Genomic DNA, 26,669 nt, shown 5'->3' with positions numbered 1-26,669 from the left:
CCACCGACTGCCGACCACCGACTGGGGAACCGCATCCATGCCCTCTCGCTCGACGTCCCTCGTGTCCCTCACGGAGTTCCCCGTCTCCGACGCCGAGGCGGGGCCCTACGGAATCGCGGCCGGCCCGGACGGCGCGCTGTGGTTCACGCTGGTCCACGCCGGGCGCGTCGGCAGGCTCACGCCCGACGGTGAGGTGACGTCGTACGCCCTCGGATCCACGACCGGCGGGCCGTCGGTCATCACCGCCGGGCCGGACGGCGCCCTGTGGTTCACGGAGTTCCGGGGGCATCGGATCGGGCGGATCACCACGGCCGGGGAGGTCACGTCCTACGCCCTGCCGACGCCGGACGCGGGGCCGTTCGGGATCGCCGCCGGGCCGGACGGGGCGCTGTGGTTCACGGAGGCGGGGGCCGACCGGATCGGGCGGATCACGACCGAGGGGGAGGTCACCGAGTTCCCGCTGCCGCTCGCCGGGGCGTTCCCCTCGGCCATCGCCGCCGGGGCGGACGGCCGGCTGTGGTTCACGATGAACCAGGCGGACGCGATCGGCGCCGTCTCCCTCGCCGGGGAGATCACGGTCCATCCGCTGCCCACGCCGGGTGCCGCGCCCGTGGGTATCACCGCCGGTGGGGACGGGGCCCTGTGGTTCGTGGAGATCGGCGCGGGCCGGATCGGGCGGATCACGGTGGAGGGGAAGATCGACGAGTTCCCCCTCCCCGACCCGGAATGCCGCCCGCACGCCATCGCCGCCGCGGCCGGTGGCGACGGTGACGGTGACGGTGACGGGGGCTGCTGGTTCACCGAGTGGGGGGCGAACCGCGTGGGCCTGATCACCTTCGACGGCCACCACCACACCCTCCACGAACACGACCTCCCCACCCCGTCCTCCGAGCCCCACGGCATCGCCCTGGGCCCGGACGGTTCGATGTGGACCGCGCTGGAGATCGGCGCCCTGGCCCGCGTGACGACCGTGACCGGGGGGCGTTCGACGGGGTGAACCGTCCCGGGGCGCCAACCTCAGATCCTGCTCTGAACCCGCCGCTCCGCCTTGTCGCCGTTCTCGCGCCGATGCCACGATCACGGCCTCGCCCGCCGCCAACGGGCCTACTGACGGGGGTCATTCATGTCACGCGCGTCTCGCACGACTCGGTCGTCCCGCCCCACCGCCGCCGCGCTCACCCTGCTGTCGGCGGCGGCCCTCCTCTCCCTCGCCGCCTGCTCGTCGAGCGGCGACGCCGGGGCGGACAGGGAACCCGTCCGCGCGGCCGAGCGGAGCCCGGCGCAGGCGAAGGCGATAGCGGAGGCGCAGGAGGGCGGCACCCCACGGGAGTTGGCGGAACAAGCCCTCGACCCGCTGACCGACCGCGTCGTCCTGCGTCAGAACCGGACCCGCAACGGCGCCCACCTGGAGTTCGACAAGGCGAGACAGGGCGAGGGCAAGGCACTCACCGTCGTGGTGAGCTGCGAGGGCGAGGGCACGATCGACGTGGCACTCCGCCCCCTGGGCGCCTCCTTCCCCATGGACTGCCTGGAGGGCGAGGTGAGCAGCATCCAGAACGTGTTCGCCGTCGACGAGGCGGCCCGCGCGGGCACGGTCTCCGTCACCGGCCCGTCGAGCGTCCAGTGGTCCCTGGCGATCGGCCGCGACCGGTAGGCGGGGCAGGACCACTTCACCGGGTGACACGGCCCGCACCAGCGCACCCGGCGGGAACGCGGAGAGTGACCAACCACCGACGGACGGTCCGGTCGGCGGTTCGATCATGGCGTGAATCGGGTCCGAGTATGATGCCCGACATGACGGTCAACATGACGATGAGCCTGCCCGACGACGTGGCCGCCTTCGTGAAGGCGAAGGGGAACGCCTCCGCGTACACAGCCCGGATACTGCGCCGGCAGATGCTCAGCGAGGAGCTGGACAGGTCCGCCCGGATGCGGGCCGAGGCCGGGATCACGACGCTCTCGGCGGAACCCGCCGAGAGCGAGGAGGACACCCTGGCACGATGGGCACGGGTGGCGGGCAGGTGAAGCGCGGACACGTCTATCAGCTGTCCTTCGCCGGAGGCCCCGCACACGTCCTGGTGATCTCGTCCGACGCGCTCAACGCGCAGAACAAGACCGCCACCTGCGTCCTGGTCTACCCGCAGAAGGTGCGCGAGGCCACACTCGTGGACATTCCGGTCGGCTCTCCCTCGTCGGGGACGATCGTTCTCGGCGAGTTCCGCACCCTGTCCTCGGCCCGCTTCACCGAAGACCTCGGGCCGGTGGACGAACGCGTCATGGAAGCAGTGGAGATCGGCCTCCGCGCTGTCTTCGACCTGTAGCCCGTATCACCTCACCCGGACCACCACCTGGGCCATCTCACCCCGGCCACACGATCGCCTGCACCTCGCTGTACGCGTGCAGCGCGTACGAGCCCACGTCGCGGCCCACTCCGCTCTGTTTGAAGCCGCCGAACGGGGCCTCCATGTTGCGGCCGACCGTGTTGACGCCCACGCCGCCCGCCCGGAGGCGCCGGGCCACGCGGAAGGCCCGGGCCACGTCGCCGGACCAGACGTAGTCGATGAGGCCGTAGTCGGTGTCGTCGGCGAGGGCGACGGCCTCGTCCTCGTCGTCGAAGGGGAGGACGACGACGACCGGGCCGAAGATCTCCTCGCGGACGACCCGCATGTCGGAGGTGCAGTCCGCGAGGAGCGTGGGCGCGACGTAGAAACCCCGGTCGTACGGCGGCCGTTCACCACCGGCCACCACCCGCGCGCCCTCCTTGCGCCCGAGTGCGACGTACGCCTCGACGCGGTCCCGGTGGGCCGCCGAGATCACCGGCCCCACCACCGTGCCGGGCGCACGCGGGTCGCCCACCGGCAACCGGGCGGCGTACGCGGCCAGTTGGGTCACCAGCCGGTCGTAGACACCGCGTTGGGCGATCACCCGGGTCGGGGCCGTGCAGATCTGTCCGCTGTAGAAGGTGAAGGTGGTGGCGATGCCGGCGACCGCCGCGTCCACGTCCGCGTCGTCGAAGACGATCGCCGCGCCCTTCCCGCCCAACTCCATCAGCTGGCGCTTCATCCCGCGCCCGCACACCTCGGCGATCCGCCGCCCGACCGCCGTCGACCCGGTGAAGCTGACCATGTCGACGTCCGGCGAGTCCACGGCCGCCTCGCCGACGTCCGCGCCCGACCCGCTCACCACGTTCACCACACCCGGCGGAACACCGGCGGCCTGAAGGGCCTCCGCCATGCGGTAGACGGAGAGCGGGTCCTGCGGGGCCGGCTTCACGACCACCGTGTTGCCCATGGCCAGGGCGGGCGCGATCTTGCCCGCCGGGTTGGCCCAGGGGTTGTTGTACGACGTGACGCAGGTGACCACGCCGACCGGCTGGCGGATGGCGAGCGCGCCCATCACGGCCGCCTTCCCGAACGGGCCCGCCTCGTTGATCTGGGGCGCGATCGGCTCCTCCACCGGCTCCACCCGCGCGTACCGCTGGAAACGGGCCGCGCCGATCCCGACCTGCATGCCCCGCGCCGTCCCGGTCGTCGCGCCGGTCTCGGCCTGCGCGAGCGCGGCGTACGGCACGAGGTGGCGCCGTATGTGGTCCGCCGTGCGGGCGAGGATCGCCGCCCGCTCGGCGGCCGGGGTCCGCGACCACGGGCCGAAGGCGGCGCGGGCGGCGGCGGCCGCCTCGCGCACCTGGTCCGGTGTGGCCTCCGGCGCCCACCCGACGACGTCCTCCGTCGCCGGGTCGACCACCTCGTAGTGCCCGCCGCCGGGCTCCACCCAGGAGCCCGCGATGAACAACCGCTCCCGCTCCCGCTCCGCGGACCCCGCGGTACTCACCTCGTACTCACCGTCCGTGTGTCGCGCCCGCTCCGCAGCACCTTGCCGGGCACGGCGCCGGTCACCGTGTCGTCGCGGATCGCTTCGACGCCGTTGACCCAGACGGCCCGTATGCCGATCGCCTTGGAGTCGAGGCGCGGACTGTCGCCCGGCAGGTCGTGCACCAGGGTGGCCTTGCCGGCGTCGACACGCTCCGGGTCGAACAGGACGAGGTCCGCATGCCACCCCTCCCGCACCTGTCCCCGTTCCCGCAGGCCGAAGAGGCGTGCCGGGTCGTCGGTCAGCATCTTCACGGCCTGTTCGAGCCCGACCAGTTTCCGGCCGCGCAGACAGTCCCCGATGAACCGGGTGGTGTACGGGGCGCCGCACATCCGGTCCAGATGGGCGCCCGCGTCGGAGCCGCCGAGGAGGACGTCCTCGTGGCGCCAGGTCTCGGCGCGCAGGGTCCAGGAGCCGGGGTCGTTGTCGGTGGGCATGGGCCACAGGACCGTACGGAGGTCGTCGGCGGCGCAGATCTCCACCAGGCACTCGAACGGTTCCTGGCCGCGCTCGGCCGCGATGTCCTTCACCACCCGCCCGGTCAGGCCCTCGTTCGCCTCGCTGTAGGTGTCGCCGATGACGTACCGCCCGAAGTTGGCGAGCCGCCGGAAGACGCCCGCCTCCTTGCTGTCCGCGCGGCGCAGCATCTCGGCCCGTACGGCGGGGTCGCGCAGGCGCTCGATCCGCTCGGGCACGGGCAGGCCCAGGACCGGGCCCCAGCCGGGGATCAGGTTCAGCGCGCAGAAGGTGCCGAGGGACATGTTCATGGGCGTGAGGATCGGCATCGTCAGGGCGACCACCCGGCCCCCGGCCTTCCGTGCCCGCTCGCTGGCCTCCAGCTGGCGCGGCACGCGCTCGGGGACGGCGGCGTCGATCGTCAGCACGTTCCAGTTGAGGGGACGCCCGGCGACCGCGCTCATCTCCACGAAGAGATCGATCTCCTCGTCGCTGAACTGGTCCAGGCATCCGGCGACGATCGCCTCGATCTGGGTGCCCTCGTGCTCGCCCACCGCCCGGGACAGCGCGATCAGTTCGGCGGGCTTCGCGTGCCGTGACGCGACCGGCTGTCCGTCCCCGTCGCTGTGCGTCGACGACTGCGTGGTGGACAGCCCCCACGCGCCCGCCTCCATCGCCTCGTGGAACAGCCGCAGCATGGCGTCCAGTTGCTCGTCGCTCGGCTGCCCGCCGATGGCGTCCGGGCCCATCACATACCGCCGCAGCGCGCAATGTCCCACCATGAAACCGGCGTTGACCGCTATCCGGCCTTCGAGGGCGTCCAGGTACTCCCCGAACCCGTTCCAGTTCCAGGGCGCCCCCTCCTCCAGCGCGACCAGCGACATCCCCTCGACCTTGGACATCATCCGCCGCGTGTAGTCCGCGTCCTCGGGACGGCCGGGGTTCAGCGGCGCGAGCGTGAAACCGCAGTTCCCGCCCGCGACCGTGGTGACCCCGTGGTTGAGGGACGGTGTGGCGTACGGGTCCCAGAACAGCTGGGCGTCGTAGTGCGTGTGGGGGTCGACGAAGCCGGGCGCGAGCACCAGCCCGGCCGCGTCCTCGGACGTACGCGCCTCCTCGGTGACGCTCCCGACGACGGCGATACGCCCGTCCCGTATGCCCACGTCAGCGGTGTACGCGGGGGCGCCGGTCCCGTCGACGACGGTCACCCCTTTGATGACATGGTCGAGCACCGCGACACCCCTTCCGCACGGTCACTGGAAACGACGGCTGTGCTGCCGCGCCCTTCAGGGGCGCGGGGAACTGCGCGAGATGCCCCACCGGGCCCGCACCCCGCGACGGCGCTCACCCGGCAGCCCGGAAGCGGGACGTCCGGTGCACAGGATCCGTGTCGATCTTCGGAATGACATGCTCCCCGACCAGCCGGATCGTCTGCAGGGTCTCCTCCTTCGGCACCCCCACCGGCAGCCCGAAGCTCAGCTGATCCGCCCCGGCCTGCTCCCACCGCTTGCACTGCCGGACCACTTCGTCCGGGTCCCCGCAGATCAACAGCTCTTCCTCGATGAGCAGTTCGATGAACTCCTCGTTGTACTCGGGCAGCGTCTCCGGCCACACGGGGAACCCGTCGGGCCGGGGGAACGTGTCGTGGTACCGGAAGACCAGCGACGGCAGATAGTGCAGCCCGCCGTTGACCGCGATCCGCACCGCCTCGTCGTGCGTGGGCGCGCAGATCGCGGTGGTCGTCACCATGACGTTGTCGTTGACGAAGTCACCGATCGGTTCGGCGTCGACGATGGCGGTCTTGTACTTCTCCAGCACCCACTCCATGTCGGAGACCTTCTGCACACTGAAGCCGAGCACCCCGAGCCCCTTGCGCGCGGCCATGGAGTACGAGGGCGGCGACCCGGCGGCGTACCACATCGCGGGGTGCGACTTCCCGTACGGCTTGGGCAGGATCTTGCGCGGCGGCAGCGACCAGTGCTTGCCCTGGAAGCCGACGTACTCGTCCTGGAGCCACATCTTGGGGAACTCGGCGATGGTCTCTTCCCAGATCTCCTTGGTGTAGTTCATGTCGGTCACCCCGGGGATGAACCCGAGGATCTCGTGCGAACCGGCCCCGCGCCCGCTGCCGAACTCGAAGCGCCCCTCGCTGAGATGGTCGAGCATGGTCACCTTCTCGGCGACCTTCACCGGGTGGTTGACCTGGGCGAGCGGGTTGAAGATGCCGGATCCCAGGTGGATGCGGTCCGTCGCGTGCGCGAGGTAGCCGAGGAAGACGTCGTTGGCGGAGAGGTGCGAGTACTCCTCCAGGAAGTGGTGCTCGGAGGCCCAGGCGTACTTGAAGCCGGACTTGTCCGCCTGGATGACGTACTCGGTCTCCTCCATCAGCGCCTTGTGCTCCGCGAGCGGGTCGGTCTCGGCCCGCTTGCCCACGTACCCCTGTACAAAGAGCCCGAATTCCACGGAGGTTCACCGTCCCCACGGCCCCATCTGACGGATCGTCAGATTCTGATGGTCCCGACTGTTCCATCGGCTCCATGGACGGTCAAGAGCTGACGCGTCGTCAGACAAGACTCACCCCGGCCAGCCACCCCCCGTCGATCACGAACGGCTGCCCGGTGATGTACGAGGAGTCGTCGCAGGAGAGGAAGAGCGCGAGCCGGGCGACCTCCTCGGCGCGGCCGATCCGGCCGAGCGGGACCCGCTTGCGGTAGAGCCTGGCGACGGCCTCGGCGGACGCCTCGTCGCCCGGGTCGGTCATGGCGGTGTCGATGGAGCCGGGGCACACCGCGTTGACCCGGATGCCCTTGCGGGCCAGCTCCAGCGCGGCGACGCGGGTGAGGCCGACGATCGCGTGCTTGGTCGCGGCGTACGCGCCGACGTACGCCATCCCCGTCATCCCCGTGTACGAGGCGGTGTTGACGATGGTGCCGCCGCCGGCCGCCTCGATCTCGGGGGCGAGGGTCTTGACGCCGAGGAAGACGCCCACCTGGTTGACCCGTACGACCTGCATGAACTCGTCGAGGGGGGTGTCGACGAGGGAGTTGAAGCGCAGCACTCCGGCGTTGTTGACGAGGCCGTCCACCCGGCCGTACGCGCCCTTGGCGGCGGCGACGGCGGCCGTCCAGTCGTCCTCGGCGCTCACGTCCAGGTGGACGTAGAGCGCGCCGATCTCCTTGGCGAGGGCCTCTCCCTGATCGTCGAGGACGTCGGCGACGACGACCTCGGCCCCCTCCGCCCGGAACAGCCGGGCCTCCTGCTCGCCCTGGCCGCGCGCGGCACCTGTGACGAGGACGACACGTCCGTCGAGCTTGCCCATGAGGACTCCCTTCGGGGTGCGTTGGCCGAGGTCAGCGTACCGCCTGATCTGATGAAGCGTCAGATGTCGGTACGTCAGTCGCATATGCAACGCGAAGTGACCCCGAAGTAGGGATATTTGACCCTGCCGAAAAGCCGGGAGTGACCTCAATAATTCTCCAAAGGAAGGCAAAGCCACCCCCAAGGAGAGAACCGGTCATGGCCAAAAGGCGCTTCAGGAACAAGAAGGTCCGTTACGTCACGATCGGCGCCTCCGCCGTGACCGTCACCGCCGTGGTGACCGTCCTGCTGCCGTCGGCCAACGCGGCCGACGAGAAGACGCCCGAGCAGATCGTCTCGATGTGTGAGAGGTCCGCCGTCCTCAATGGAAAGCAGCAGTCGGTGAGGGATTTCGGAGGCGGGTTCGCCGACGGTTTCGCCGCCGACAACTGCGATTTCGTCGAGACGAATTTCGAGACCTTCGACGGCCCCACCGAGAAGGTGACGGTCGACTTCCCCAACTGCGAGCCGAACGCCACCGAGCCGTCCGAGGTCACCACCGAGTTCTCCCAGACGGTCGGCCAGGGCCAGGGCCGCTACACCGCCACCCAGCAGGGCGCGCTCGGCGGTCTGTTCGGCGCCATCGGTCTTTCCTGGGTCAAGCACAAGGGCACCCTCGACATGACCACCAAGTCGGCGACGGCGACCGAGTCCGAACAGCGGCAGGTGCCCGTCGGAAAGGTCCTGCACGTCACGTTCACGCCGAAGATGCAGCGGATGACCGGTGAATGGCGGGTCCGGATCGACGCCAACCCCGGTTCCTTCGCCGTGAACCCCTCCCCCGAGCAGAACTTCGTCGCCCCGGACGTCGTCGAGGGACCGGTCATCAACCCCGGCGCGGCGGGCACACCCGGGCTCGTGGACGGCACCTCCAAGGCCGTACTGACCGACTGCTGATGCCCGGCCCTCCGCTCCCCTCCCCCCTCCTCCCCCTCGAATCCCCGCACAGGAGACACGCATGTCACGCACCGGCCGCAGCGGCAACCACCGGAGCAAGAAGAAGCGCATCACCCTCGCCCTGGCGCCGGTCGTGGCCCTCGGCATGGCCGTCCCGCTGATGTACAGCGCCGGCGCCGCGACCCCCGACGAGGTGGCCACGGACTGCCGTACGGACTCGGACAAGCTGGAGAACTGCCAGTTCGTCCCCGTCCAGAACAAGCGCAACAGCTTCGGCCCCAACGAACGGGTCACCACCGTCACCGACAACTGCGGTTTCGACACCGAGGCGAAGAAGGAATTCGGCGGCACGGCCTCCGTGGCCCGGGTCATCCAGCTGGAGGAGGGCTTCAGCGTCAGCGGCGACACCAAGCTGGGGAACTCGTTCTTCGAGGTCGGTGTCACCTTCAACGTCACGGACTTCAACATCAAGACCGACGAGACGTCGTCCTCGTTCACCTTCAAGCGCAGTGACGTGGTCAAGCCCGACCACATCGCCTTCTTCATGTGGTCCCACAAGCGCACCGACGTGAGCGGCTTCCTGCGCGCCACGTACAAGGACGCCCAGGACGGTCAGACGGTGTTCTTCTCCCCCGGCGAGAACGCCACCACCATCCACGCCTTCTATCCGCAGCTCCTCTCCAACGGCACCCCGGACGGCCGTCTCTGGCTCCGCAATGTGCAGTGCGGCACGCCCCAGGCCAACGGAATCCTCAACAGTGAGGGAAGTGTCCGCGCGGAGCCCGGTTTCGGCGAGGGCGGCACGAACGTGACGGACGTCGAGGTCCCGTTGTCGGATATCGCGGTGCAGTAGAGACCGTGCGGTAGAGACGTGCGGTAGAGACCGAGAAGTGAAGCAGAACGAGCCCCCGTGCGATTGATTGCGCGGGGGCCGTTCCATGTGAATTTCTGACCGATCAGGGTGTTCTCAGTCGCGAACTCCGCGTCGTCGGCGGGGAGACCGAGACGTCGGGCGACATCCTTCGCGGGCGCCGTCGACCGGTCGGGCAGGTCCGGGACGGTGTGCCCCGGACGCCCGACGGTCACGGGCGGTCCGCTCAGGCGCAGTCCGCGTCCGTGACGGGACGGTCCTGCGCACGGATCGCACCGGCGGGGAACCCGTTCTTGTCCAGCACGTCAGCCGTCGCGGACATGGTGAAGCCGGACGAGGTGATACGGACGCTGCCGTTGCCCCGCCAGCCGTCCTGGTTCTGGACGTCGTCGGGGGTGATGAGGGTGAACCTCTCCAGGACCGCGACCGGGGTGCTGGTGACGGTGCGCAGCTTCGGTACGCGTTCGAGGAAGGCGGCGGTGCGCGGTGGCACGTCGATCTTGTCCGTCTTGCTCTTGGTGATCTCCTCGCCGAAGGACCATTCGGTGGTCACCTCGGCGCCGCCGCCGATCCCGAAGACGTCCTTGATGATGCTGAGGTTGAAGTCGACACCGACCGAGACGCTGTGCGTGACACTGCTGCTGGTCGTCAGGCCATGGGTGATCTCCTGGCCCGCCTGGACCGCGTTGCCGCAGTTGATGATCAGGTCGGAGGTGTCGGTGGCGGCACCCACCGAGTCCTTCACGGAGGTCGCCGGGTACTCGCAGTGCGCGGCGACTCGGGCGATCGGCGGTGTGCCCGCAGGGGTCGTGCCCGGATCGCCGACGCCGTTCGTCTCGTCCGGCGTCACCTCACCGGTGTCCAGGTTGATGAAGAAGTTGCCGACGTCCTGGAACGGCAGGTCCGAGGTCGGGCCCGGGCAGATCGCCGCCATCAGCTTGTCGGTGTCGAAGGTCTCGGCACCCTTGAGCTGGAACGGCGTGGAGGCCGGCGCGGGCACGAGGGCCGCCATCGCGGCCGGAACGGCGATCACGCCGCCCGCGACAGCGAGTACCGAGCCGATGCCGATGGCGACGACCCTGGAGCGCTTCTTGTTGCGGGCATGTCCTGTGGCCACGAGCTCGCCCTCCTTGAATGTTCGTGCGGGAACTTTTCTTTCCTTATTCTTAACGTCGGAGGCGGCGTGCCGACAGGGTCAAATATCCCTGCTCACGATTCCGCTCGCCCTACCCGGCGAAAACGTCCGGAAAGCGTCGCCACGGAAAGCCCGACAGGCACGAACCTTCTTCGCGACCGATGCCGCCCACTCCCTCATGGGTCCTGACCTGCACGAATGTCAAGTTACGCCCAGCAGCCCCCTCGCGCATACACGGGGGGCTTTTCCGTCACCGTTCCATGAAGTCGCCGAATCGAGCCGCCTCAGAATCTCGTTCCGCGATTTCACCGCGGCGTTCCGGCGGAGTTTTCCGTAATACCTTTTCAGACACGGACTCCAGCCGTTGTCGCCCCGATCCACCGCAGAACGGCCTCCGTGCTTCCCCGGGCGTCGAGTTTGGCGTAGATGTTGCTGAGGTTGTTGCGGACCGTCTTCTCGCTCAGCGTCAGACGCAGCCCGATCTCCTGGGCGCCGAGGCCGGTGGAGAGAAGCTCCATGATCTGGCGTTCGCGGGGCGAGAGCAGTGAGCGCAGCCGCTCCCTCGCCTCACCGTCGCCGGGCGACTGCTGGGCCTGGGCCGCGTCCCGGAGGGCGGCGCAGGCGGCGGGCGAGAGATAGGTGTGGCCGACCGTGGCGGCGACGACCGCCGAGGAGAGCATGCAGGTGCAGTAGTCGCCCTCGACCAGATAGCCGGCGCCGCCCCGAAACACCTCCACGACCGTCTCGGTGTCCCGCCGCGGGCTGACGACGATCACCGGCGCGCTCATCGGCCCCATCGCCTTCAGCAGCGCCGCGAACGACACCGACGGGTCCTCGCAGCGCAGGACCACGACGTCCGCCTCGGTCCCGGGCAGCGCGCGGTACGGCGGCGGGACGTGCAGGGCGCTGCCTACGTACTGGTCGTCGGGGGCCGGCCAGTCGTCGTGCGGCCACTCTCCCTCGGCGCAGGCGAGCGCGACGGCAAGGCCCGGAGCATGGCCCGGACGGGGCTGCGTCGGTACCCGGGGCTGATGCGCGGAGACACGGGACGGACGTGCGGGCGCGGGTGAAAGGGGGGTGCCTGCGTGCTGGGACGTTCTGACGTGCCGGGGGGATCGCACCTCGTGGGTCCTTCCGCCGAAGCCATGACGCCCTTACATACGTGACTCCCGCGTAAGTTGTTCGAAGATTCAAAGACTTAAGACGGCCCGGTTTCCGGACGGGCCCGCACACCGGTCGGCCGCGGTCAGGACTCCGGGCGGTCCCGTGGGCCGACCAGGCCCTCGTACAGGGCCCGCCGTGCCGCGGAACCGTCCTCGGTCTCCGCCAGCGCGGCGTCCCACTGCTTCTTGATCTCCCCCAGGAAGGTGAGCCAGTCCCCACTGGCATGGGCCTTGCCCATCTCCGCCAGGTCGACCATGCGCTCGTTCTTGCCGAGGCCGCCCGAGCCGACCTTGTCGCCCTTGTGGCCGTGGGCGACCGACTCCGGGTTGGCCGTGGCCTCGCTGGAGCGGAAGTCGTGCCGGTAGCCCACGGGGCTTCTGGCGTGCGGCGCGAGGGTCTCGATGCCGATCTGCAGCGAGCCGTCCTTCTTCGTGGTCGGCCGGTGGTGGACCAGCAGCATGTGGCCGTACGACCCGTTCGGCAGGACCACGTCGCCGTTCCAGTCCTTGGAGCCGAGGCCGCCGCCGGAGATGTTCTGTCCCCACAGGTCCGGGCTGGCGGCACCGACGGACACCACGTTGGTGACCGACGCCAGCAGCCCGCCCTTCTCCTTGAACGTGCCGGGTTTGTCCTGCTTGTTGGCCCCGATGGAGGTGCGGTGGGTGGCGAAGCCGCGGTCGATGACGTCCCCCGCGCGGGTGTCCGTACGGTCGTCCTGGGTCACGCCCAGGAAATGGGGCAGCGCGTAGGCCGGGGCGTCCGCGGAACTCAGGGCGGGGATACGGATGTTGACCCGCCCGCCATGGGCGAGGGCCCGGACGACGTCCTTCTCGTGGTCGACGACGTGCGCCTCGGCCGCCGGGTCGTACAGCTTCAGCCCGTTCCGCAGGATGAGCAGCACCTTGGTGAGCATCTCGCGGGCCCGGTCGTCCTGCTCCCCGAAGCCCGAATCCGTGGCCTTGCCCTTGCCCTTGGCCTTGGCCGTCGCGGGAGGCACCTCGGGGACACCGTCCGGGTGCAGGCGTTCGGGCGCGATGCCGGCCGGGTGCAGGGTGTCGACGACCGTGTCCCGGATCTGCTGGTCGCGCTCCCGTTCCAGGCCCTGCCTCTCCTCCGGCGAGGTGCCGGGGGCCTGGGTGAGCATGAACCGGCCGAGCGTGTAGTCCGGCGAGATCGGCGTGGCCCGGCCCGCCTCGCGCACGTCCGGATGGCCGGCGCGCACGGCCAGGGTGGCGGTGAGGACGCGCTTGCCCGCGGGCAGCGTCAGCCAGGTGTCGAACCGGCCCTTGGTGTACGTCTCGGCCTGCTCGTAGGTGCCGATGCCCACCTCTTCGAGCCACTGGGCGTTCACCTGGGAGAGGTGCCTGATGTCGGCCAGGTCCTGGTCGTTGAAGACCGCGCCACGCATCACGCGCCGGTCGAGGGTCTTCCTGAGCCGGGCCGGGCCCTCGACCATCCACTGCTCGGGCCACCAGGTGCCGGGCGCGAAGACGTTCTTCTTCATCTTGCTCTGGACCGTGTACTGCTCGATCGACTGACTCAGCCGGGCGATGACCTCCGCCCCCTCGACCCGCTGCCCGGACGGCCCGGCCCCCTCGGACTGCCCGGCCTGCTCGGCGGCGGACTCCCCGGCCGTGGCGCTCTGCCGCGTCCGCTGGACCGTCGTCGGACCGGCGTGCGGGTGGCCGTGGGCGCCCGGCTGGTCCGCGGCCAGGCGCTGGACGGGTGCGACGGCGCCCATGACCTGGTCGGCCGTGGCGACGGCCCGGCGTTCACCCTCGTCACCCGGGTTTGAGATACGCAGCCCCGCGCCGTTGTCGGTGCCCGGCACGGGTCCGGCCGCCTGGTCGAGGGTGTGCGCCAGCTCGTGCGCCCAGTCCTTCCTGGACATCCCACCGCCGTCGACGATGTGCGCCCCGCTGGTGAACGCCCTGGCCCCGACCGCGGCGGCGGCCCGTCGCGCCACGGGCCCGTCGTGCACCTGTACGCCGCCGAAGTCGGCGCCGCCGAACCGCTGTTCCATCTCGCCGCGCAGCGCGGGATCGAGGGGCCGCGCCGACGACCGCAGGCCTTCGTCCACCGCGGCCCGCTGCACCTGGGACCGATCGGTGCCCTCGGTCTCCCGGCCGGCTCCGGGGGACGACGAGCGGTCCCCTCCGTCGGCCACGCGCTGCAGATGCCGTATCCACGCACCGCTCATCGTCGTCGGCCGCGTCGGGCGCGCCGGGGCGGATGCCCGCTCGCCGCTCCTGAGGTGCTCGTGATCGAAGGAGCGCACAGGTGGTCCCCCTTGGCGACTAGCTGACAACCGGGCTGCCCTGCCCACCCGTTGTAGACGGGGTCCCGCCCCACCGGAAGGACCTAGGGGGCAGGATCCGCTGCCCCCGAGGCGTCGTCCCCGGCGCCGGCGGGCGCACCCGTGTCCAGCAGCCGTACGACGGACGCGTTCCCCGCCGCGTCCTGGAGATGGGCCAGCCGGGCGACCACGGCGACCTCCGGAGCGGACCGTGCGATCGTCACGTCCACAGGGGCCCGCGTCTCGTGTCCCTCCCCGGCCCCGGCCGCCGAATCCCGCAACACCCCGCCCTCCACCACGCCCCGCACCGCCTGACGTCACGGCCAACCAGGCTCTTCCGCACGCTCGTTGTACCCCCGCCCGCGTCCCGGGGGAAGGACCGGGCGGGCAGGAACCGGTGTCCCTAGGCCGTGAGCCCTCCCGGAGCCCTGTCGGAGCCCTCCCTGAGCAGCGGCGCCACCTCGGTTCCGAACGCCTCCATCTGGTCGGTGAGTTCGGTACGGCCGCGGCTCCGGAACCGCACCTGGAGCTGGTCCACGCCCATCGCCGCGTACGCCCGCAGCGACTCGGCCAGCGCCTCGGGCCGGCCGGTGAGGGTGCGGCGGCCGACGTCCCGGCCCGGTTCGCCGACGTACAGCGGCTCGGTGATCGCGCCGACGGTGAGGGGAGCGGAGACTCCGGCCTCCTCCCGCAGCCGCCGCAGCCGGGCGATCTGGTCCGGGAGGCGGTCGCGGGGGTCGCCCTGGGGGAGCCAGCCGTCGCCCCGGACGGCGGCGCGGCGGACGGCGGCGGGGGACGAGCCGCCGACCCAGATCGGTACCCGGGTCTGGGCGGGGCGGGGGCGCTGGCCCAGGTTCTCGAAGTCGTACGACTTGCCGTGGTGGGAGGGGAATTCGTCCGGGCCGAGGGCGGCGCGCAGGGCGTCCACGGTCTCGTCCAGGACCGCTCCCCGGCGCTCGAAGTCCACGCCCAGCGCCTCGAACTCCTCCCGTACGTGACCGGCGCCCACGCCCAGGATCAGCCGGCCGCCGGAGAGATGGTCGAGGGTGGCGTACTGCTTGGCCGTGAGCAGCGGGTGGCGCAGGCCGACGACCGCGACATGGCTGAGCAGCCGGACCCGTTCGGTGACGGCGGCCAGATAGGCGAGCGTGGCGACCGGGTCGTACCAGACCGTGCTCATCGCGGGCGCGAGACGGCGCGGGATGGCCACGTGGTCGCAGACGGCGACGTACGCGAAGCCCGCCCGGTCGGCGGCCCGCGCGATCGCCGCCAGATCCTCCGGCCCGGCGTCCGCCTCCCAGGGCTCGGCGTAGAGGGTGCTCTGCGACTGGACGGGGAGCTGTATCCCGTAGACCAGTCGGGCTTCGTCCGGTGAGGGCACGGCCGCTCCTCCGTCTGTCGGACCACGAGTCGGTCGGTCGGAACCCTCATCGTCGTAGCTGACGGTCCGTCAGACAAGGGGTGCGGACGGCATCGTCCCGAGGGCCCGTTGCGGGGGCTCCGCCGCAGGCGTCATGCTCGGCCGATGTCGGAGATCCTTCTCGTGCTGCTGGCCGGGCTCGCCGCGGGCGCGCTGAACGCGGTCGGCGGCGGGGGCACGTTCGTGGCCCTGCCCGCCCTGGTCGCGGCCGGTGTGCCGCCGGTGACGGCGAACGCGGCCTCGACCATCGCGCTGCTGCCCGGCTCGGTGGCCGGCACGTGGGTCTCCCGGCACGAGATCACCCAGGTCGGAGCGGCCTCCACCCGGGCGCTGACCCTGACCAGTGTGTCGGGCGGCGGTCTCGGCGCGGTCCTGCTGCTGGTCCTGCCGTCGTCCTCGTTCGACGCCGCGGTGCCCTGGCTGCTGGCCTTCGCCACGGTCGTGCTCGCCTTCGGGCGTCCCGTGCTGCGGCTGCTCGGCGCGGGTCCGGAGCGGGTGGCCGGGCTGGGGCCCGGGGCCCTGCTGACCGGCCAGTTCCTGATCTCCGTGTACGGCGGGTACTTCGGCGGGGCCGTGGGCATCATGATGCTGGCCCTGTGGAGCCTCGGTCTCGGGCTGGACCCCGCCACCGGCAATCCCATGCGGATCGCCCAGGTCACCGCGGTGTACATCAGCGCCGCCGCGCTGTTCCTGGTGGCCTCGGACGCGCTCGCGGAGCCGGGGCTCCTCACCGCGATGCTCCTGGGGGCGGTCGTGGGCGGCTTCGGCGGGGCGCGGCTCGCGCTGCGGTTGTCGGCTCGGGTGCTGCGGGGGGTCGTGCTGGGGACGGCCGTGACGATGACGGTGCTGTACTTCATCCGGGCCGGCAGGGGCTGACGGGCGGGTCGGGGTGGGGGACGGCGGGTGCGGGTCCGGTGGGGCTTCTCGCGCGGTTCCCCGCGCCCCTGAAAAGCAGGGGTGCGCCCCGTGCTTCTCAGGCCCGCCGCCGGTCGCCTTCCAGAGCCGCGGGCCCCTGGTCTTTCAGGGGCGCGGGGAACCGCGCGACCAGCCCCCACCGACCCGCACCCGACAACGCGCCCCCGACCCCCCACCCCCTACCCCGCCCAGAGCCCCTCCCCCGTCAACCCCAACAACTCGATCGCGTTCCGGCGCACGATGCGGTCGACGACATCCGCGTCCAGATGCCCCATCTGCGCCTCCCCCACCTGCCGCGACTCGGGCCAGGTGGAGTCGGAGTGGGGATAGTCGGTCTCGTAGAGGACGTTGCCGACCCCGATCGCGTCCAGGTTGCGGAGCCCGAACGCGTCGTCGAAGAAGCAGCCGTAGACGTGCTCGGCGAAGAGTTCGGACGGCGGCCGGTGGACCTTGTCGGCGACGCCGCCCCAGCCCCGGTTCTCCTCCCAGACCACGTCCGCGCGCTCCAGGATGTACGGGATCCAGCCGATCTGGCCCTCCGCGTACATGACCTTGAGGTTGGGGAAGCGCTCGAACTTGCCGCTCATCAGCCAGTCGACCATCGAGAAGCAGCAGTTGGCGAAGGTGATCGTGGAGCCGACGGCCGGCGGCGCGTCCGCCGAGGTGGACGGCATCCGGCTGGACGAGCCGATGTGCATCGCCACGACCGTGCCGGTCTCGTCGCAGGCGGCGAGGAAGGGGTCCCAGTCGTCGGTGTGGACGGAGGGAAGACCGAGATGCGGGGGTATCTCGGAGAAGGCCACGGCGCGGACCCCGCGCGCCGCGTTGCGGCGGACCTCCGCCGCCGCCAGTTCGGCGTCCCAGAGCGGGATGAGGGTGAGGGGGATGAGCCGCCCCCGCGCCGCCGGGCCGCACCACTCCTCCACCATCCAGTCGTTGTACGCCCGCACCCCGAGCAGCCCCAGCTCACGGTCCGCGGCCTCGGTGAACGTCTGGCCGCAGAAGCGCGGGAAGGTCGGGAAGCACAGCGCCGACTGGACGTGGTTGACGTCCATGTCCGCGAGGCGCTGCGGGACGTCGTACGAGCCGGGGCGCATCTGCTCGTAGGTGATGATCTCCAGTTTGATCTCGTCCCGGCTGTATCCCACCGCCGTGTCCAGACGGGTCAGCGGGCGGTGCAGATCCTCGTAGACCCACCAGTCGCCGATCGGGCCGTCGTCGCCGGGTGCGCCCATGACGGGCTTGAAACGGCCGCCGAGGAACGTCATCTCCTTCAGCGGCGCGCGGACCACGCGGGGCCCGACGTCCAGGTACTTCTTCGGGAGCCGGTCCTGCCAGACGTCCGGCGGCTCCACCGTGTGGTCGTCGACGGAGATGATCTTCGGGAAGGCCGGGGCGGGGGTGCTGGCGGAATCCGTGGCGCTCGTCTCCAAGGTGTCCATGTCCGTCACGGTAGCGCCGATCTGACGAACCGTCAGCAACGGTTCACCGGCGACCTCTCTGCGAAGACCCCGTGCGGACCTCGTGAACTCCCGCACGCCTCCCTGTGATCGACCTCTCCCACGGCTGACGGATCTGCCATGAACAAGGCAAACTGGCCTGGATATCAGAAGGCCTTAGGGGGCTGTCGATGGGCGGTGAACCGGGAGTGCCGGAGGTCGGTGGGCCGCGAGTGCCGGAGCAAAGGGTTGCCGTGGACGCTGAGATTCCGGAACCGGCCCCCCAGCCCCCGGCCGAGCTGCGCTTCAGCGTGCTCGGGCCCGTCCGGGCCTGGCGCGGCGCCGAGCCCCTGGCCACCGGTTCGCCCCAGCAACGCGCCCTGCTGGCCGCACTGTTGCTGCGCGAGGGCCGGACGGCCACCGCGAGCGAGCTGATCGACGCGCTGTGGGGCGACGAACCGCCCTCGCAGGCACTGGCCGCCGTACGGACGTACGCCTCACGGCTGCGCAAGGCGCTCTCCCCCGGTGTGCTGGTCAGCGAGTCCGGCGGGTACGCGGTGCGCTCGCTGTCCGGCGGCGCGCTGGACCTGGCCGTCGCCCAGGACTTGGCGGCCGACGCGGAGAAGGCCAAGAACTCCGGGGATCTGTGCCATGCCCGCCATCTCCTCAACAAGGCGCTGGGGCTCTGGGACGGGGAGGTCCTGGCAGGTGTCCCGGGGCCGTACGCGGAGACCCAGCGGGCCCGGCTCGACGAGTGGCGGCTCCAGCTCGTCGAGACCAGGCTGGACATGGACCTGGAGCAGGGCTGCCACGCGGAGGCGGTCTCGGAGCTGACCGCCCTCACCGCCGCGCACCCTTTGCGGGAGCGGCTGCGCGAACTGCTGATGCTGGCGCTCTACCGCAGCGGGCGGCAGGCGGAGGCCCTCGCGGTGTACGCCGACACCCGCAGGCTGCTCGCCGACGAGCTGGGCGTGGACCCGCGCCCGGGGCTGCGGGAGTTGCAGCAGCGCATCCTGCAAGCGGACCCGGGCCTCGCCGAACCCTCCGCGCCGCTCGCCCCGGAATCGGCCGCCGCCCCGGTCCGGCCCGCCCAACTCCCCGCCACCGTGCCGGACTTCACGGGCCGCGCAGCCTTCGTGGGCGACCTGAGCAAGGTGCTGGCGGAGGCGTCCGGCGCCGAGGGCCAGGTCATGGCCGTGTCCGCGCTGGCCGGCATCGGCGGCGTCGGCAAGACGACCCTCGCGGTGCATGTGGCGCACGGGGCCAGAGCGGACTTCCCGGACGGCCAGCTGTACGTGGACCTCCAGGGCGCCGGCGCGCGTCCCGCCGACCCGGAGACGGTCCTCGGCTCGTTCCTGCGGGCGCTCGGCACGGCCGACTCCGCGATCCCCGACTCCCTGGAGGAGCGGGCCGCGCTGTACCGGTCCGTCCTGGACGGCCGCCGGGTGCTCGTCCTGCTCGACAACGCGCGGGACGCCGCCCAGGTACGGCCCCTGCTGCCCGGCACGGCGGGCTGCGCGGCCCTGGTCACCGCCCGGGTGCGCATGGTGGACCTGGCCGGGGCCCATCTCGTCGACCTCGATGTGATGTCGCCCGACGAGGCGCTGCAGCTCTTCACGAAGATCGTCGGTGCGGAGCGGGTCGCGGCGGAGCGCGAGGCCGCGCTCGACGTCGTCGCGGCCTGCGGGTTCCTGCCGCTCGCCCTTCGCATCGCGGCCTCCCGCCTCGCGGCGCGCCGGACGTGGACGGTCTCCGTCCTCGCCGCGAAGCTCGCCGACGAGAGGCGCCGACTGGACGAGCTCCAGGCCGGCGACCTGGCTGTGAAGGCCACCTTCGAACTGGGCTACGGCCAGCTGGAACCGGCCCAGGCACGGGCGTTCAGGCTGCTGGGCCTGGCCGACGGCCCCGACATCTCCCTGGCCGCCGCCGCGGCCGTACTGGACCTGCCGCCGGAGGACACCGAGGACCTGCTCGAAACCCTCGTCGACACCTCCCTGCTCGAATCGGCCGCCCCCGGCCGCTACCGCTTCCACGACCTCGTCCGCCTCTACGCGCGTGCATGCGCCGAACGGGACGAGGAGCCGCCGAGCGAGCGGGACTCGGCGATGTCGCGGCTGCTGGACTTCTATCTGGCGACGGCCACCCGGGTGTACGCGATCGAGCGGCCGGGGGACCGGACGGTCGCGCATCTGGAGAGGAGCCGTTACGACGGGCAGGAGTTCACCTCCGCCTCTGACGCGCTGGACTGGCTGCACGCGGAGGCGGAGCCCCTGCTGGCGTGCGTTCAGCAGTCCCTCGGCGCGTCCACTCTGCGACGGGCTGTCGACCTGCTGCTCGCCACCATCGATCTGGCGGAGTCCGGGGCCGGTTCACGGCGTTACGAGACGACCGCGCTCGCCGCGCGGGACGCCGCCGCGGCGCTCGCGGACGCGCGTGCCGAGACCAGGGCGCGCATCACGCTGGCCCAGGTCCTCAGCCAGGCGGGCCGTTTCGAGGAGGCGGAGCGGGAGGCCGAGCGCGCCGACCTGGTGAACGGGACGGCCGGCGACCCCTGGACGAACGGCACCGCCCCCAACCAGCTGGGGATCATCGCCATCTGCACCGCGCGCTTCGCGGACGCCGAGGTCTTCCTGCTCAGGGCCATCGAGGCGTTCCAGGCGGACGGCAACAAGCCCGGTGAGGCCAGCGCGGTGTGCAACCTGTCCCGTTCCCTCGCCTCGATGGGCCGCACCGCGCAGGCGGTCGAGCTCGCGCAGCGGGGCGTGGAGATCTACGACGAGCTGGGGCTGTCCGTACGCCTCGCGAACGCCCGCTACGCCTCGGGGATCGTGCTCACGCAGGCGGGCCGGCTCCATGAGGCCCTGGAGCAACTGGACGCGGCGCTGCGGATCTTCACCGAGAGCCGTCAGCGGCTCTGGGAGGGGACGACCCACTTCCGGGTGGCCCAGGTGCATCTGGCGGCCCACCGCCCCGCCCAGGCCGCCCAACACGCCGAACAGGCGCTGGCGATCGGCTGTATCGGGGGCGACTGGATGAGGGCCAACGCCCTGACGCTGCTGGGCCGGGCTCTGGTGGCCCTCGGCCAGTCGGACCGGGCCCGTGCCTGCTGGCGCGAGGCGCTCACGATGTACGAGCGGAACGGCTCGTCCGAGTCCGACGAGGTACGCGGCCTGCTCCACCCGCTCGCGGCGGCGTGACACCCCTGGGGCGGGGCGTTCATCGAACGTTTATGGGTGACTGACATGCTCCGTGCATCGATCCGTCGCGTCGGGGGGCAGGCGGATCCGCAGGGGTCTCACGACTGTCCGAGGCCACCTCAAGGCCCGTTCGGCGACCCCCGGGGGAGTCGCCGAACGGGCGCTTTGGCCGAAAGCACCGTTCACTCACGGGGAGTGCAGCTATGAGCGAAAAGAAGAAGCAGGGCGTGGAGATCACGACCCAGGACCAGCACGCGCCCGCCCCGCCCAGCGAGGGCGTGGAGATCACGACGATGGACCAGCACGCTCCGGCGCCGCCGAGCAAGGACGCGGAGATCACCACGCTGGACCAGCACGCGCCCGCCCCGCCCGCCCTGGACCTGGGCGGCAAGTAGACCCACCTCCCGACGGGGACCGGCCGCGGTGGCGTGGAGGGGGAGCCACCGCGGCCGAGGTGTGTCCGGGGGAGACGTCTCCAGGGAGGGATCAGGATGATCGCGGCGCAGGCCGGACCCGGTGCTCCCGTCGCCCCGCGGCCGGAGCGGACTCCGACGGCGTTGCGCGCGGCCCTGGAGCGGGTGGCCCCGCATCGCCTGCCCGAGATGGAGCGGCAGAAGGACGAGGCGATCGCCCTGGCCGCCCGCACGAACACCCTCGGCCCGATCACCCGCTTCCTGGAGACCTGGGCCGTGGCCGTCGAGATCGCCCGGGTCCCCGCCACCGCCGCCCGCCTGCGCGCCGCCGAGCACACGGCCCGCACCGTCGGCCACGACGACCCCGCCTGGCGCGCGGCCATGGACGAGATCCACGACCTGCACACGGCCGCCCGGGAGTCTCTGAGCGCCTGAGCCGGGCCCGGGGCCGCGCACGCCGACCCCGCACCCGAAGCCCCGCGCACGCCGGCCCGCGCACGCCGCACCTCACCGCCGCCCCCGCAGCTCCCCCTTCACCACCTTCCCGCTCGCGTTGCGCGGCAGCTCGCTCACGAAGTCGACCGCCCTCGGCACCTTGTAGTTGGCCATCTCGCGGCGGGACCAGGCGATGAGGTCGTCGGAGGTGAGGAGGGACCCCGGCCGTCGTACGACGTACGCCTTGCCGACCTCGCCCAGCCGCGCGTCCGGGACGCCGACCACCGCGACGTCGGCGACGTCCGGGTGCAGGCCCAGCAGTTGCTCGATCTCGGCCGGATAGGCGTTGAACCCGCCGACGATGAACATGTCCTTGATCCGGTCGGTGATCCGCAGGTTGCCGTCCGCGTCGAGCACCCCCACGTCCCCGGTGCGCAGCCAGCCGTCGGCGGTGACCGCGCGGGCGGTCTCGGCGGGGTCCTCGAAGTAGCCGCGCGTGACGTTGAAGCCGCGCACGAGGACCTCTCCGGGGGTGCCGGGCGGCAGGGCGTGCCCCAGCGGGTCGACGACGCGCACCTCCGTCCCCGGGATCGCCCGCCCGGAGGTCGACGCGATCACCGACGGCTCGTCGCCGCGCCGGCACATCGTCACGATGCCGGAGGCCTCGGACAGCCCGTACGCCGTCAGCACGGTCTCCACCCGCAGCTCGGCCCGCAGTTGCTCGACCAGCCGCAGCGGCACCACGGCCGCGCCCGTGACCACCAGCCGCAGGGAGCCGAGGTCGTAGTCGTCGCGGGCGGGGTGGTCGAGGAGGGACCGGTGGAGGGTGGGCGGGCCGGGGAGGACGGAGACCCGCTCGGCCGCCACGTTCGCCATCGCCGTCTCCACGTTGAACACCGGCTGCGGGATCATCGTCGCGCCCCGCATCAGACAGGCGAGCACGCCCGCCTTGTAGCCGAAGGTGTGGAAGAACGGGTTGACGATGAGATAGCGGTCGCCCTGCCGGAGCCCGGCCAGATCGCACCACACCTCGTACGCCCGCAGCGTCTGCGCGTGGGTGATCACCGCGCCCTTGGGGCGGCCGGTGGTCCCGGAGGTGAAGACGAGGTCGGAGGGCGAGTCGCCCGTCAGCTCGGCCGACCGCGCCCGTACCTCCGCCGCCCCCACCCCGTCGCCGCTCGCGAGGAAGTCCTTCCAGGTGCGGAAGTCGGCGGGGGCGTCGTCCGACAGCACCACCACCTGCTCCAGGTACGGCAGTCCGGGCAGCGGCCCCGGCCGCTCGCACACGCTCCCGGCGCCCGGCGCGCGCAGCCGCCCGCCGTCCGCGCCCGCCGCGCGCCGGAGCGAGGCCACGTACGAGGTGCCCAGGAACGTCCCGGTGATGAACAGGAGCTTCGCCCGGCTGCGGGCCAGCACGTCCGCCGCCTCGCCGCCCTTGAAGCGGGTGTTGAGCGGGACGAGCACCGCGCCCGCCGAGACCGCGCCGAGCGCGGAGACGATCCAGTCGAGGGAGTTGGGCGCCCAGAGCGCGACCCGGTCGCCGGTGCGCACCCCGTTCGCGACGCACGCCGCCGCCGCACGCTCGACCCGCGCGCCCAGCTCCGCGTACGACACCCGGGTACGCCCGTCGACGACGGCCTCGACCCCGCCGAACCGTTCGGCCGCCGACCGGACCAGCCCCGGCACGGTCCCCCACACCAGATCTCCGCGCCCCTCCACGTCACCGCTCACAGCGCTCACAGCAGGCCTCCGTACCGAGAAACCAGTAGCTGACTACCCGTCAGATTAGCTGTACGCTGACCGACTGTCAGCAGCCGGAATCCACCCGTGCCCGTACCCGTGCGGAGGTGTGCGCCCATGACCGTGCTCAAGGACACGACGGCGATCGTCGGCATCGGCCAGACCCCCTTCGCCAAACAACTCCCGGAGACCGAAAGGGCGTTGGCGTGCCGTGCGATCCTCGCCGCGCTCGACGACGCGGGCATCGCGCCGGACGAGGTGGACGCGCTCGCCTCCTACACGATGGAGGAGACGGACGAGGTCGAGGTGGCGAAGGCACTCGGCCTCGGTGACCTCACCTTCTTCAGCAAGGTCGGCTACGGCGGCGGCGGTTCGTGCGCCACGGTCGCGCATCTCGCCGCCGCGATCGCCACCGGGCAGGCCACGGTCGGCGTCGCCTGGCGGTCCCGCAAACGCGGCTCGGGCCCCCGCCCGTGGAAGAACACGACCGCCCAACTCCCCACCCCCGCCCAGTGGACCCGCCCCCACGGCCTGCTCCGCCCCGCCGACGAGATAGCCATGCTGGCCCGCCGCCACATGCACGAGTACGGCACCACCCGCGACCACCTCTTCAACGTCGCCCTGGCCTGCCGCAACCGGGCGAACCAGAACCCGGCCGCGATGATGTACGACCGCCCGCTGACCCGCGAGATGTACATGAACTCCCGCTGGATCAGCGAACCGCTCTGCCTCTTCGACAACTGCCTGGAGACGGACGGGGCGTTGGCGTGCGTGGTGGTGAGCGCCGAGCGCGCCCGCGACTGCCGCCGCACCCCCGTCTACGTCCACTCCGCCGCCCAGGGCCTGCCCGCCCAGCACCACGGCATGGTCAACTACTGGAACGACGACCCGCTGACCGGCCCCGCCTGGACCGCCGCCCGCCACCTCTGGAAACACGCGGACCTCACCCCGGACGACATCGACGTCGCCCAGATCTACGACGCGTTCACCGCCCTGATCCCCCTCTCCCTGGAGGGCTACGGCTTCTGCGCGCGCGGCGAGGGCGGCGCCTACACGGAAGGGGGCGCCCTCGAGATCGGCGGGCGGCTGCCCCTCAACACCTCCGGCGGCGGCCTCAGCGAGGCGTACGTCCACGGCTTCAACCTGATCACCGAGGGCGTCCGGCAGCTGCGCGGCACGAGCACGGCCCAGGTACCGGACGCGTCGGCCTGCCTGGTGACGGCGGGCGAGGGCGTCCCCACATCCGCCCTGCTACTGAGGAGTTGAGCGAACCGTGGGCATGCTGACCCCCGTCGTGGACGACGACGGCGCCCCCTTCTGGGAGTACGCCGCCCGAGGCGAACTCCGCGTCCAGGCCTGCGCCGACTGCGGCGAGACACGCTTCCCGCCCCGCCCCTGCTGCCCGCACTGCCGCTCCTTCGCGACCGAGTGGCAGCGGGTCAGCGGCCGTGGCCGTATCTGGTCCTACGTCCGCCCCCACCCGCCCCTCCTCCCCGACTACGCCGAGCAGGCCCCGTACAACGTCGTCCTCGTCGAACTCGTCGACGCCCCCCGCGTCCGCCTGGTCGGCAACCTGGTGGCCGCCCCGGGCGCCCGCCTGGACTCGGTACCGGTGGAGCGGATCCGCATCGGGGCGCGGGTCCAGGTGGTCTTCACCTCCACCGGCCTCCCCCAGTGGGTCCTGGAGCGGCCATGACGACGGCCCCCCGCACCCTGCTCATGACGACGGACAAGGACACGGGCACAGCCCTCGTCACCCTGAACCGCCCGGAGAAACTGAACGCGATCGACCTGACGACGGCGGAGCAACTCACGCTGCTGTGGCGGGAGTTGAGATACGACGACACCGTACGGGCGATCGTCGTGACCGGCGCGGGCGACCGGGCCTTCTGCACGGGCCTGGACCGGGACGCGGCGACGGCGGTCCCCCAGCCGAACTCCCCCTACACGATCGAGGACCCGCTCCTCCGCGTCGGCCCCAGGTCGAACGACCTCTGGAAGCCGGTCATCGCCGCCGTGAACGGCATGGCCTGCGGCGGCGCCTTCTACCTCCTCGGCGAGTCGGACTTCCTCGTCGCCGACCCCGCCGCCACCTTCTTCGACCCGCACACCACCTACGGCATGGTCAGCGCCTTCGAGTCGATCCTGATGGCCCAGCGCATGCCGTACGGGGAGGCCACGCGCATGGCCCTGATGGGCACCGCCGAGCGGATGTCGGCGCGCCGGGCGTACGAGGTGGGCCTCGTCTCCGAGGTGACGGAGCACGGCGGGTCCGTCGCCGCCGCGCTCCGCTGCGCCGAGGTGATCGCCGGGTATCCCCCGGAAGCCGTCCAGGGCACGGTCCGCGCCTGCTGGTCGGCCCGGGAAGCGGCGAGGGCGCACGCTCTCGCGTACGCCCCCCATCTGGTGTCACTGGGCAACCTGCCGGCCGACCGCCAGACGGACCTGTTCACGGGCCGCCGCTCCGGCGGCCACCGGGTGCGGTGACCGCCGGCTCCGCTATGCGGCGGTGCGCTCCAGGTCGGCGAGCTTGCAGGTGCCGCCGCCGACCGTGTGGCCGCCCGCGTCCAGCGTGCTCTGGGGCACCTTGACGTCGAAGGTGGCGGAGGACCCGGCGGGCACGGCGGTGATGACGTTGTCCTCGACGGTGTCGATCAACTGACCGTTCGTGTCCGTGAACTCGACGTCGAACTCATAGCTGTAGATGCTGGTGGAGCTGCTGTTGGTGGCACGGACCCGGGCGACCAGACCACTGTCGTACGCACAGGTCTCGATCTTCAGATCCCGCGCGGCACCCCGGGAGCCGGACGACCCGCCCGTCCCGGTGGTGGTGCTGCTCCCACCCGTGGTGCTCCCACCCGTGGTGCTCGAACTGCCGCTGTCACTGCCCCCGCTGGAGCTGGAGGAGCTGCTGGACGAGGAACTTCCGCCGGAACACCCTCCACCACCGGAGCCGCGGGCTCCCGTGAGTGCGAAGACGGCGATACCGAAGACCGCGACGGCCCGGACATGACGAGACTGCACTTGCTCAACCCCCGTTGAGTAGCGTCGATTTGATGTCGCA

The 26,669-nt window shown here is 71.6% G+C and carries 25 protein-coding genes; 13 read left to right on the top strand and 12 right to left on the bottom strand.

Features of this window, described 5'->3' with window-relative positions:
* Positions 1 to 37: 37 nt before the first annotated feature.
* The 4 genes from J8M51_RS42270 to J8M51_RS42255 all read left to right on the top strand — a co-directional run bounded on the left by J8M51_RS42270 (position 38) and on the right by J8M51_RS42255 (position 2,321).
* Positions 38 to 997: a Vgb family protein gene (locus J8M51_RS42270; RefSeq protein ID WP_086755671.1), complete on the top strand. Its 960-nt coding sequence runs from the start codon at positions 38 to 40 to the stop codon at positions 995 to 997.
* A 126-nt stretch (positions 998 to 1,123) separates the two neighbouring features.
* Positions 1,124 to 1,654 (top strand): hypothetical protein, encoded by a 531-nt coding sequence (locus tag J8M51_RS42265; protein ID WP_086755672.1) that lies wholly within the window; start codon positions 1,124 to 1,126, stop codon positions 1,652 to 1,654.
* A 140-nt stretch (positions 1,655 to 1,794) separates the two neighbouring features.
* Positions 1,795 to 2,025 carry a hypothetical protein gene (locus J8M51_RS42260; protein WP_143673178.1) on the top strand — a complete coding sequence of 77 codons (231 nt, stop codon included), beginning with the start codon at positions 1,795 to 1,797 and terminating at the stop codon, positions 2,023 to 2,025.
* Positions 2,001 to 2,321 carry a type II toxin-antitoxin system PemK/MazF family toxin gene (locus tag J8M51_RS42255; protein ID WP_086755674.1) on the top strand — a complete coding sequence of 107 codons (321 nt, stop codon included), beginning with the start codon at positions 2,001 to 2,003 and terminating at the stop codon, positions 2,319 to 2,321. Before J8M51_RS42260 ends, J8M51_RS42255 begins: the two co-directional genes overlap by 25 nt.
* A 37-nt stretch (positions 2,322 to 2,358) precedes the next feature.
* Here the strand turns inward: J8M51_RS42255 and J8M51_RS42250 are convergent, their stop codons facing one another.
* The 4 genes from J8M51_RS42250 to J8M51_RS42235 all read right to left on the bottom strand — a co-directional run bounded on the left by J8M51_RS42250 (position 2,359) and on the right by J8M51_RS42235 (position 7,645).
* On the bottom strand, positions 2,359 to 3,831 hold the full coding sequence (locus J8M51_RS42250) for an aldehyde dehydrogenase family protein (protein ID WP_086755675.1): 1,473 nt from the start codon (positions 3,829 to 3,831) through the stop codon (positions 2,359 to 2,361).
* The gene (locus tag J8M51_RS42245) at positions 3,828 to 5,558 is read right to left on the bottom strand and encodes an N-acyl-D-amino-acid deacylase family protein (protein WP_086755676.1); all 1,731 of its coding nucleotides are present in this window, start codon (positions 5,556 to 5,558) and stop codon (positions 3,828 to 3,830) included. The genes J8M51_RS42250 and J8M51_RS42245 overlap by 4 nt, the downstream gene beginning before the upstream one ends.
* A 112-nt stretch (positions 5,559 to 5,670) precedes the next feature.
* Positions 5,671 to 6,789, bottom strand: a complete 1,119-nt coding sequence (locus tag J8M51_RS42240) for an LLM class flavin-dependent oxidoreductase (RefSeq protein WP_086755677.1) — start codon at positions 6,787 to 6,789, stop codon at positions 5,671 to 5,673.
* A 100-nt stretch (positions 6,790 to 6,889) separates the two neighbouring features.
* Positions 6,890 to 7,645 carry an SDR family NAD(P)-dependent oxidoreductase gene (locus tag J8M51_RS42235; protein WP_086755678.1) on the bottom strand — a complete coding sequence of 252 codons (756 nt, stop codon included), beginning with the start codon at positions 7,643 to 7,645 and terminating at the stop codon, positions 6,890 to 6,892.
* Positions 7,646 to 7,842: 197 nt separating this feature from the next.
* Between J8M51_RS42235 and J8M51_RS42230 the strand changes: the two genes are divergently transcribed.
* The gene (locus J8M51_RS42230; protein ID WP_086755679.1) at positions 7,843 to 8,580 is read left to right on the top strand and encodes a hypothetical protein; all 738 of its coding nucleotides are present in this window, start codon (positions 7,843 to 7,845) and stop codon (positions 8,578 to 8,580) included.
* A gap of 61 nt (positions 8,581 to 8,641) precedes the next feature.
* Positions 8,642 to 9,433, top strand: a complete 792-nt coding sequence (locus J8M51_RS42225) for a hypothetical protein (protein WP_086762579.1) — start codon at positions 8,642 to 8,644, stop codon at positions 9,431 to 9,433.
* Between the two features lie 244 nt (positions 9,434 to 9,677).
* On the opposite strand, the gene J8M51_RS42220 is transcribed toward J8M51_RS42225, so the two are convergent.
* The 5 genes from J8M51_RS42220 to J8M51_RS42200 all read right to left on the bottom strand — a co-directional run bounded on the left by J8M51_RS42220 (position 9,678) and on the right by J8M51_RS42200 (position 15,427).
* A complete protein-coding gene (locus J8M51_RS42220; protein ID WP_086762577.1) occupies positions 9,678 to 10,568 on the bottom strand; it encodes a hypothetical protein in 891 nt (296 codons plus the stop codon).
* 362 nt (positions 10,569 to 10,930) lie between these two features.
* A complete protein-coding gene (locus tag J8M51_RS42215; RefSeq protein ID WP_086762575.1) occupies positions 10,931 to 11,707 on the bottom strand; it encodes a response regulator transcription factor in 777 nt (258 codons plus the stop codon).
* 125 nt (positions 11,708 to 11,832) lie between these two features.
* Positions 11,833 to 14,028, bottom strand: a complete 2,196-nt coding sequence (locus tag J8M51_RS42210) for an eCIS core domain-containing protein (RefSeq protein ID WP_086762573.1) — start codon at positions 14,026 to 14,028, stop codon at positions 11,833 to 11,835.
* An 83-nt stretch (positions 14,029 to 14,111) separates the two neighbouring features.
* Positions 14,112 to 14,270 (bottom strand): hypothetical protein, encoded by a 159-nt coding sequence (locus J8M51_RS42205; RefSeq protein ID WP_179203444.1) that lies wholly within the window; start codon positions 14,268 to 14,270, stop codon positions 14,112 to 14,114.
* 179 nt (positions 14,271 to 14,449) lie between these two features.
* A complete protein-coding gene (locus J8M51_RS42200) occupies positions 14,450 to 15,427 on the bottom strand; it encodes an LLM class F420-dependent oxidoreductase (protein WP_267300013.1) in 978 nt (325 codons plus the stop codon).
* A 144-nt stretch (positions 15,428 to 15,571) separates the two neighbouring features.
* Here J8M51_RS42200 and J8M51_RS42195 point away from each other — a divergent pair, with 144 nt between their 5' ends.
* Positions 15,572 to 16,342, top strand: a complete 771-nt coding sequence (locus J8M51_RS42195) for a sulfite exporter TauE/SafE family protein (RefSeq protein ID WP_267300012.1) — start codon at positions 15,572 to 15,574, stop codon at positions 16,340 to 16,342.
* Between the two features lie 218 nt (positions 16,343 to 16,560).
* On the opposite strand, the gene J8M51_RS42190 is transcribed toward J8M51_RS42195, so the two are convergent.
* Positions 16,561 to 17,823, bottom strand: a complete 1,263-nt coding sequence (locus J8M51_RS42190; protein WP_267300011.1) for an amidohydrolase family protein — start codon at positions 17,821 to 17,823, stop codon at positions 16,561 to 16,563.
* Positions 17,824 to 18,011: 188 nt separating this feature from the next.
* Here J8M51_RS42190 and J8M51_RS42185 point away from each other — a divergent pair, with 188 nt between their 5' ends.
* From J8M51_RS42185 to J8M51_RS42175, 3 genes are all read left to right on the top strand, one after another.
* A complete protein-coding gene (locus tag J8M51_RS42185) occupies positions 18,012 to 21,017 on the top strand; it encodes an AfsR/SARP family transcriptional regulator (RefSeq protein ID WP_256966203.1) in 3,006 nt (1,001 codons plus the stop codon).
* A gap of 203 nt (positions 21,018 to 21,220) precedes the next feature.
* Positions 21,221 to 21,412: a sigma-like protein gene (locus J8M51_RS42180; protein WP_267300010.1), complete on the top strand. Its 192-nt coding sequence runs from the start codon at positions 21,221 to 21,223 to the stop codon at positions 21,410 to 21,412.
* 96 nt (positions 21,413 to 21,508) lie between these two features.
* Positions 21,509 to 21,865, top strand: coding sequence for a DUF6247 family protein (locus J8M51_RS42175; protein WP_086762108.1), 357 nt, complete (start codon positions 21,509 to 21,511; stop codon positions 21,863 to 21,865).
* Positions 21,866 to 21,937: 72 nt separating this feature from the next.
* Here J8M51_RS42175 and J8M51_RS42170 read toward each other — a convergent pair whose 3' ends face one another.
* Entirely contained in the window at positions 21,938 to 23,596 is a 1,659-nt protein-coding gene (locus J8M51_RS42170) for a fatty acid--CoA ligase family protein (protein ID WP_267300041.1), read from the bottom strand.
* A 126-nt stretch (positions 23,597 to 23,722) separates the two neighbouring features.
* Between J8M51_RS42170 and J8M51_RS42165 the strand changes: the two genes are divergently transcribed.
* The 3 genes from J8M51_RS42165 to J8M51_RS42155 are packed head-to-tail and all read left to right on the top strand — an operon-like array spanning position 23,723 to position 26,092.
* Entirely contained in the window at positions 23,723 to 24,871 is a 1,149-nt protein-coding gene (locus J8M51_RS42165) for a lipid-transfer protein (RefSeq protein ID WP_267300009.1), read from the top strand.
* Between the two features lie 13 nt (positions 24,872 to 24,884).
* Positions 24,885 to 25,301, top strand: coding sequence for a Zn-ribbon domain-containing OB-fold protein (locus tag J8M51_RS42160; RefSeq protein WP_216591505.1), 417 nt, complete (start codon positions 24,885 to 24,887; stop codon positions 25,299 to 25,301).
* Positions 25,298 to 26,092, top strand: a complete 795-nt coding sequence (locus tag J8M51_RS42155; RefSeq protein ID WP_267300008.1) for an enoyl-CoA hydratase/isomerase family protein — start codon at positions 25,298 to 25,300, stop codon at positions 26,090 to 26,092. Before J8M51_RS42160 ends, J8M51_RS42155 begins: the two co-directional genes overlap by 4 nt.
* Before the next feature lie 12 nt (positions 26,093 to 26,104).
* Here the strand turns inward: J8M51_RS42155 and J8M51_RS42150 are convergent, their stop codons facing one another.
* Entirely contained in the window at positions 26,105 to 26,629 is a 525-nt protein-coding gene (locus J8M51_RS42150; RefSeq protein ID WP_179203550.1) for an FxLYD domain-containing protein, read from the bottom strand.
* Positions 26,630 to 26,669: the final 40 nt, after the last annotated feature.

Source organism: Streptomyces griseiscabiei (genome assembly GCF_020010925.1).
GTDB classification, from domain to species: domain Bacteria; phylum Actinomycetota; class Actinomycetes; order Streptomycetales; family Streptomycetaceae; genus Streptomyces; species Streptomyces griseiscabiei.
Note: the sequence above shows the minus strand (reverse complement) of the source record. Positions and strands in the feature narration are given on the sequence as shown.

Excerpts from the sequence above, each read along its gene's own strand:
- J8M51_RS42225 (WP_086762579.1), top strand. The coding sequence starts at position 8,642 with ATGTCACGCACCGGCCGCAGCGGCAACCACCGGAGCAAGAAGAAGCGC.
- J8M51_RS42195 (WP_267300012.1), top strand. The coding sequence starts at position 15,572 with ATGTCGGAGATCCTTCTCGTGCTGCTGGCCGGGCTCGCCGCGGGCGCG.
- J8M51_RS42175 (WP_086762108.1), top strand. The coding sequence starts at position 21,509 with ATGATCGCGGCGCAGGCCGGACCCGGTGCTCCCGTCGCCCCGCGGCCG.
- J8M51_RS42255 (WP_086755674.1), top strand. The coding sequence starts at position 2,001 with ATGGGCACGGGTGGCGGGCAGGTGAAGCGCGGACACGTCTATCAGCTG.
- J8M51_RS42155 (WP_267300008.1), top strand. The coding sequence starts at position 25,298 with ATGACGACGGCCCCCCGCACCCTGCTCATGACGACGGACAAGGACACG.
- J8M51_RS42230 (WP_086755679.1), top strand. The coding sequence starts at position 7,843 with ATGGCCAAAAGGCGCTTCAGGAACAAGAAGGTCCGTTACGTCACGATC.
- J8M51_RS42260 (WP_143673178.1), top strand. The coding sequence starts at position 1,795 with ATGACGGTCAACATGACGATGAGCCTGCCCGACGACGTGGCCGCCTTC.
- J8M51_RS42165 (WP_267300009.1), top strand. The coding sequence starts at position 23,723 with ATGACCGTGCTCAAGGACACGACGGCGATCGTCGGCATCGGCCAGACC.
- J8M51_RS42235 (WP_086755678.1), bottom strand. The coding sequence starts at position 7,645 with ATGGGCAAGCTCGACGGACGTGTCGTCCTCGTCACAGGTGCCGCGCGC.
- J8M51_RS42185 (WP_256966203.1), top strand. The coding sequence starts at position 18,012 with ATGGGCGGTGAACCGGGAGTGCCGGAGGTCGGTGGGCCGCGAGTGCCG.
- J8M51_RS42270 (WP_086755671.1), top strand. The coding sequence starts at position 38 with ATGCCCTCTCGCTCGACGTCCCTCGTGTCCCTCACGGAGTTCCCCGTC.
- J8M51_RS42180 (WP_267300010.1), top strand. The coding sequence starts at position 21,221 with ATGAGCGAAAAGAAGAAGCAGGGCGTGGAGATCACGACCCAGGACCAG.
- J8M51_RS42190 (WP_267300011.1), bottom strand. The coding sequence starts at position 17,823 with ATGGACACCTTGGAGACGAGCGCCACGGATTCCGCCAGCACCCCCGCC.
- J8M51_RS42265 (WP_086755672.1), top strand. The coding sequence starts at position 1,124 with ATGTCACGCGCGTCTCGCACGACTCGGTCGTCCCGCCCCACCGCCGCC.
- J8M51_RS42160 (WP_216591505.1), top strand. The coding sequence starts at position 24,885 with ATGCTGACCCCCGTCGTGGACGACGACGGCGCCCCCTTCTGGGAGTAC.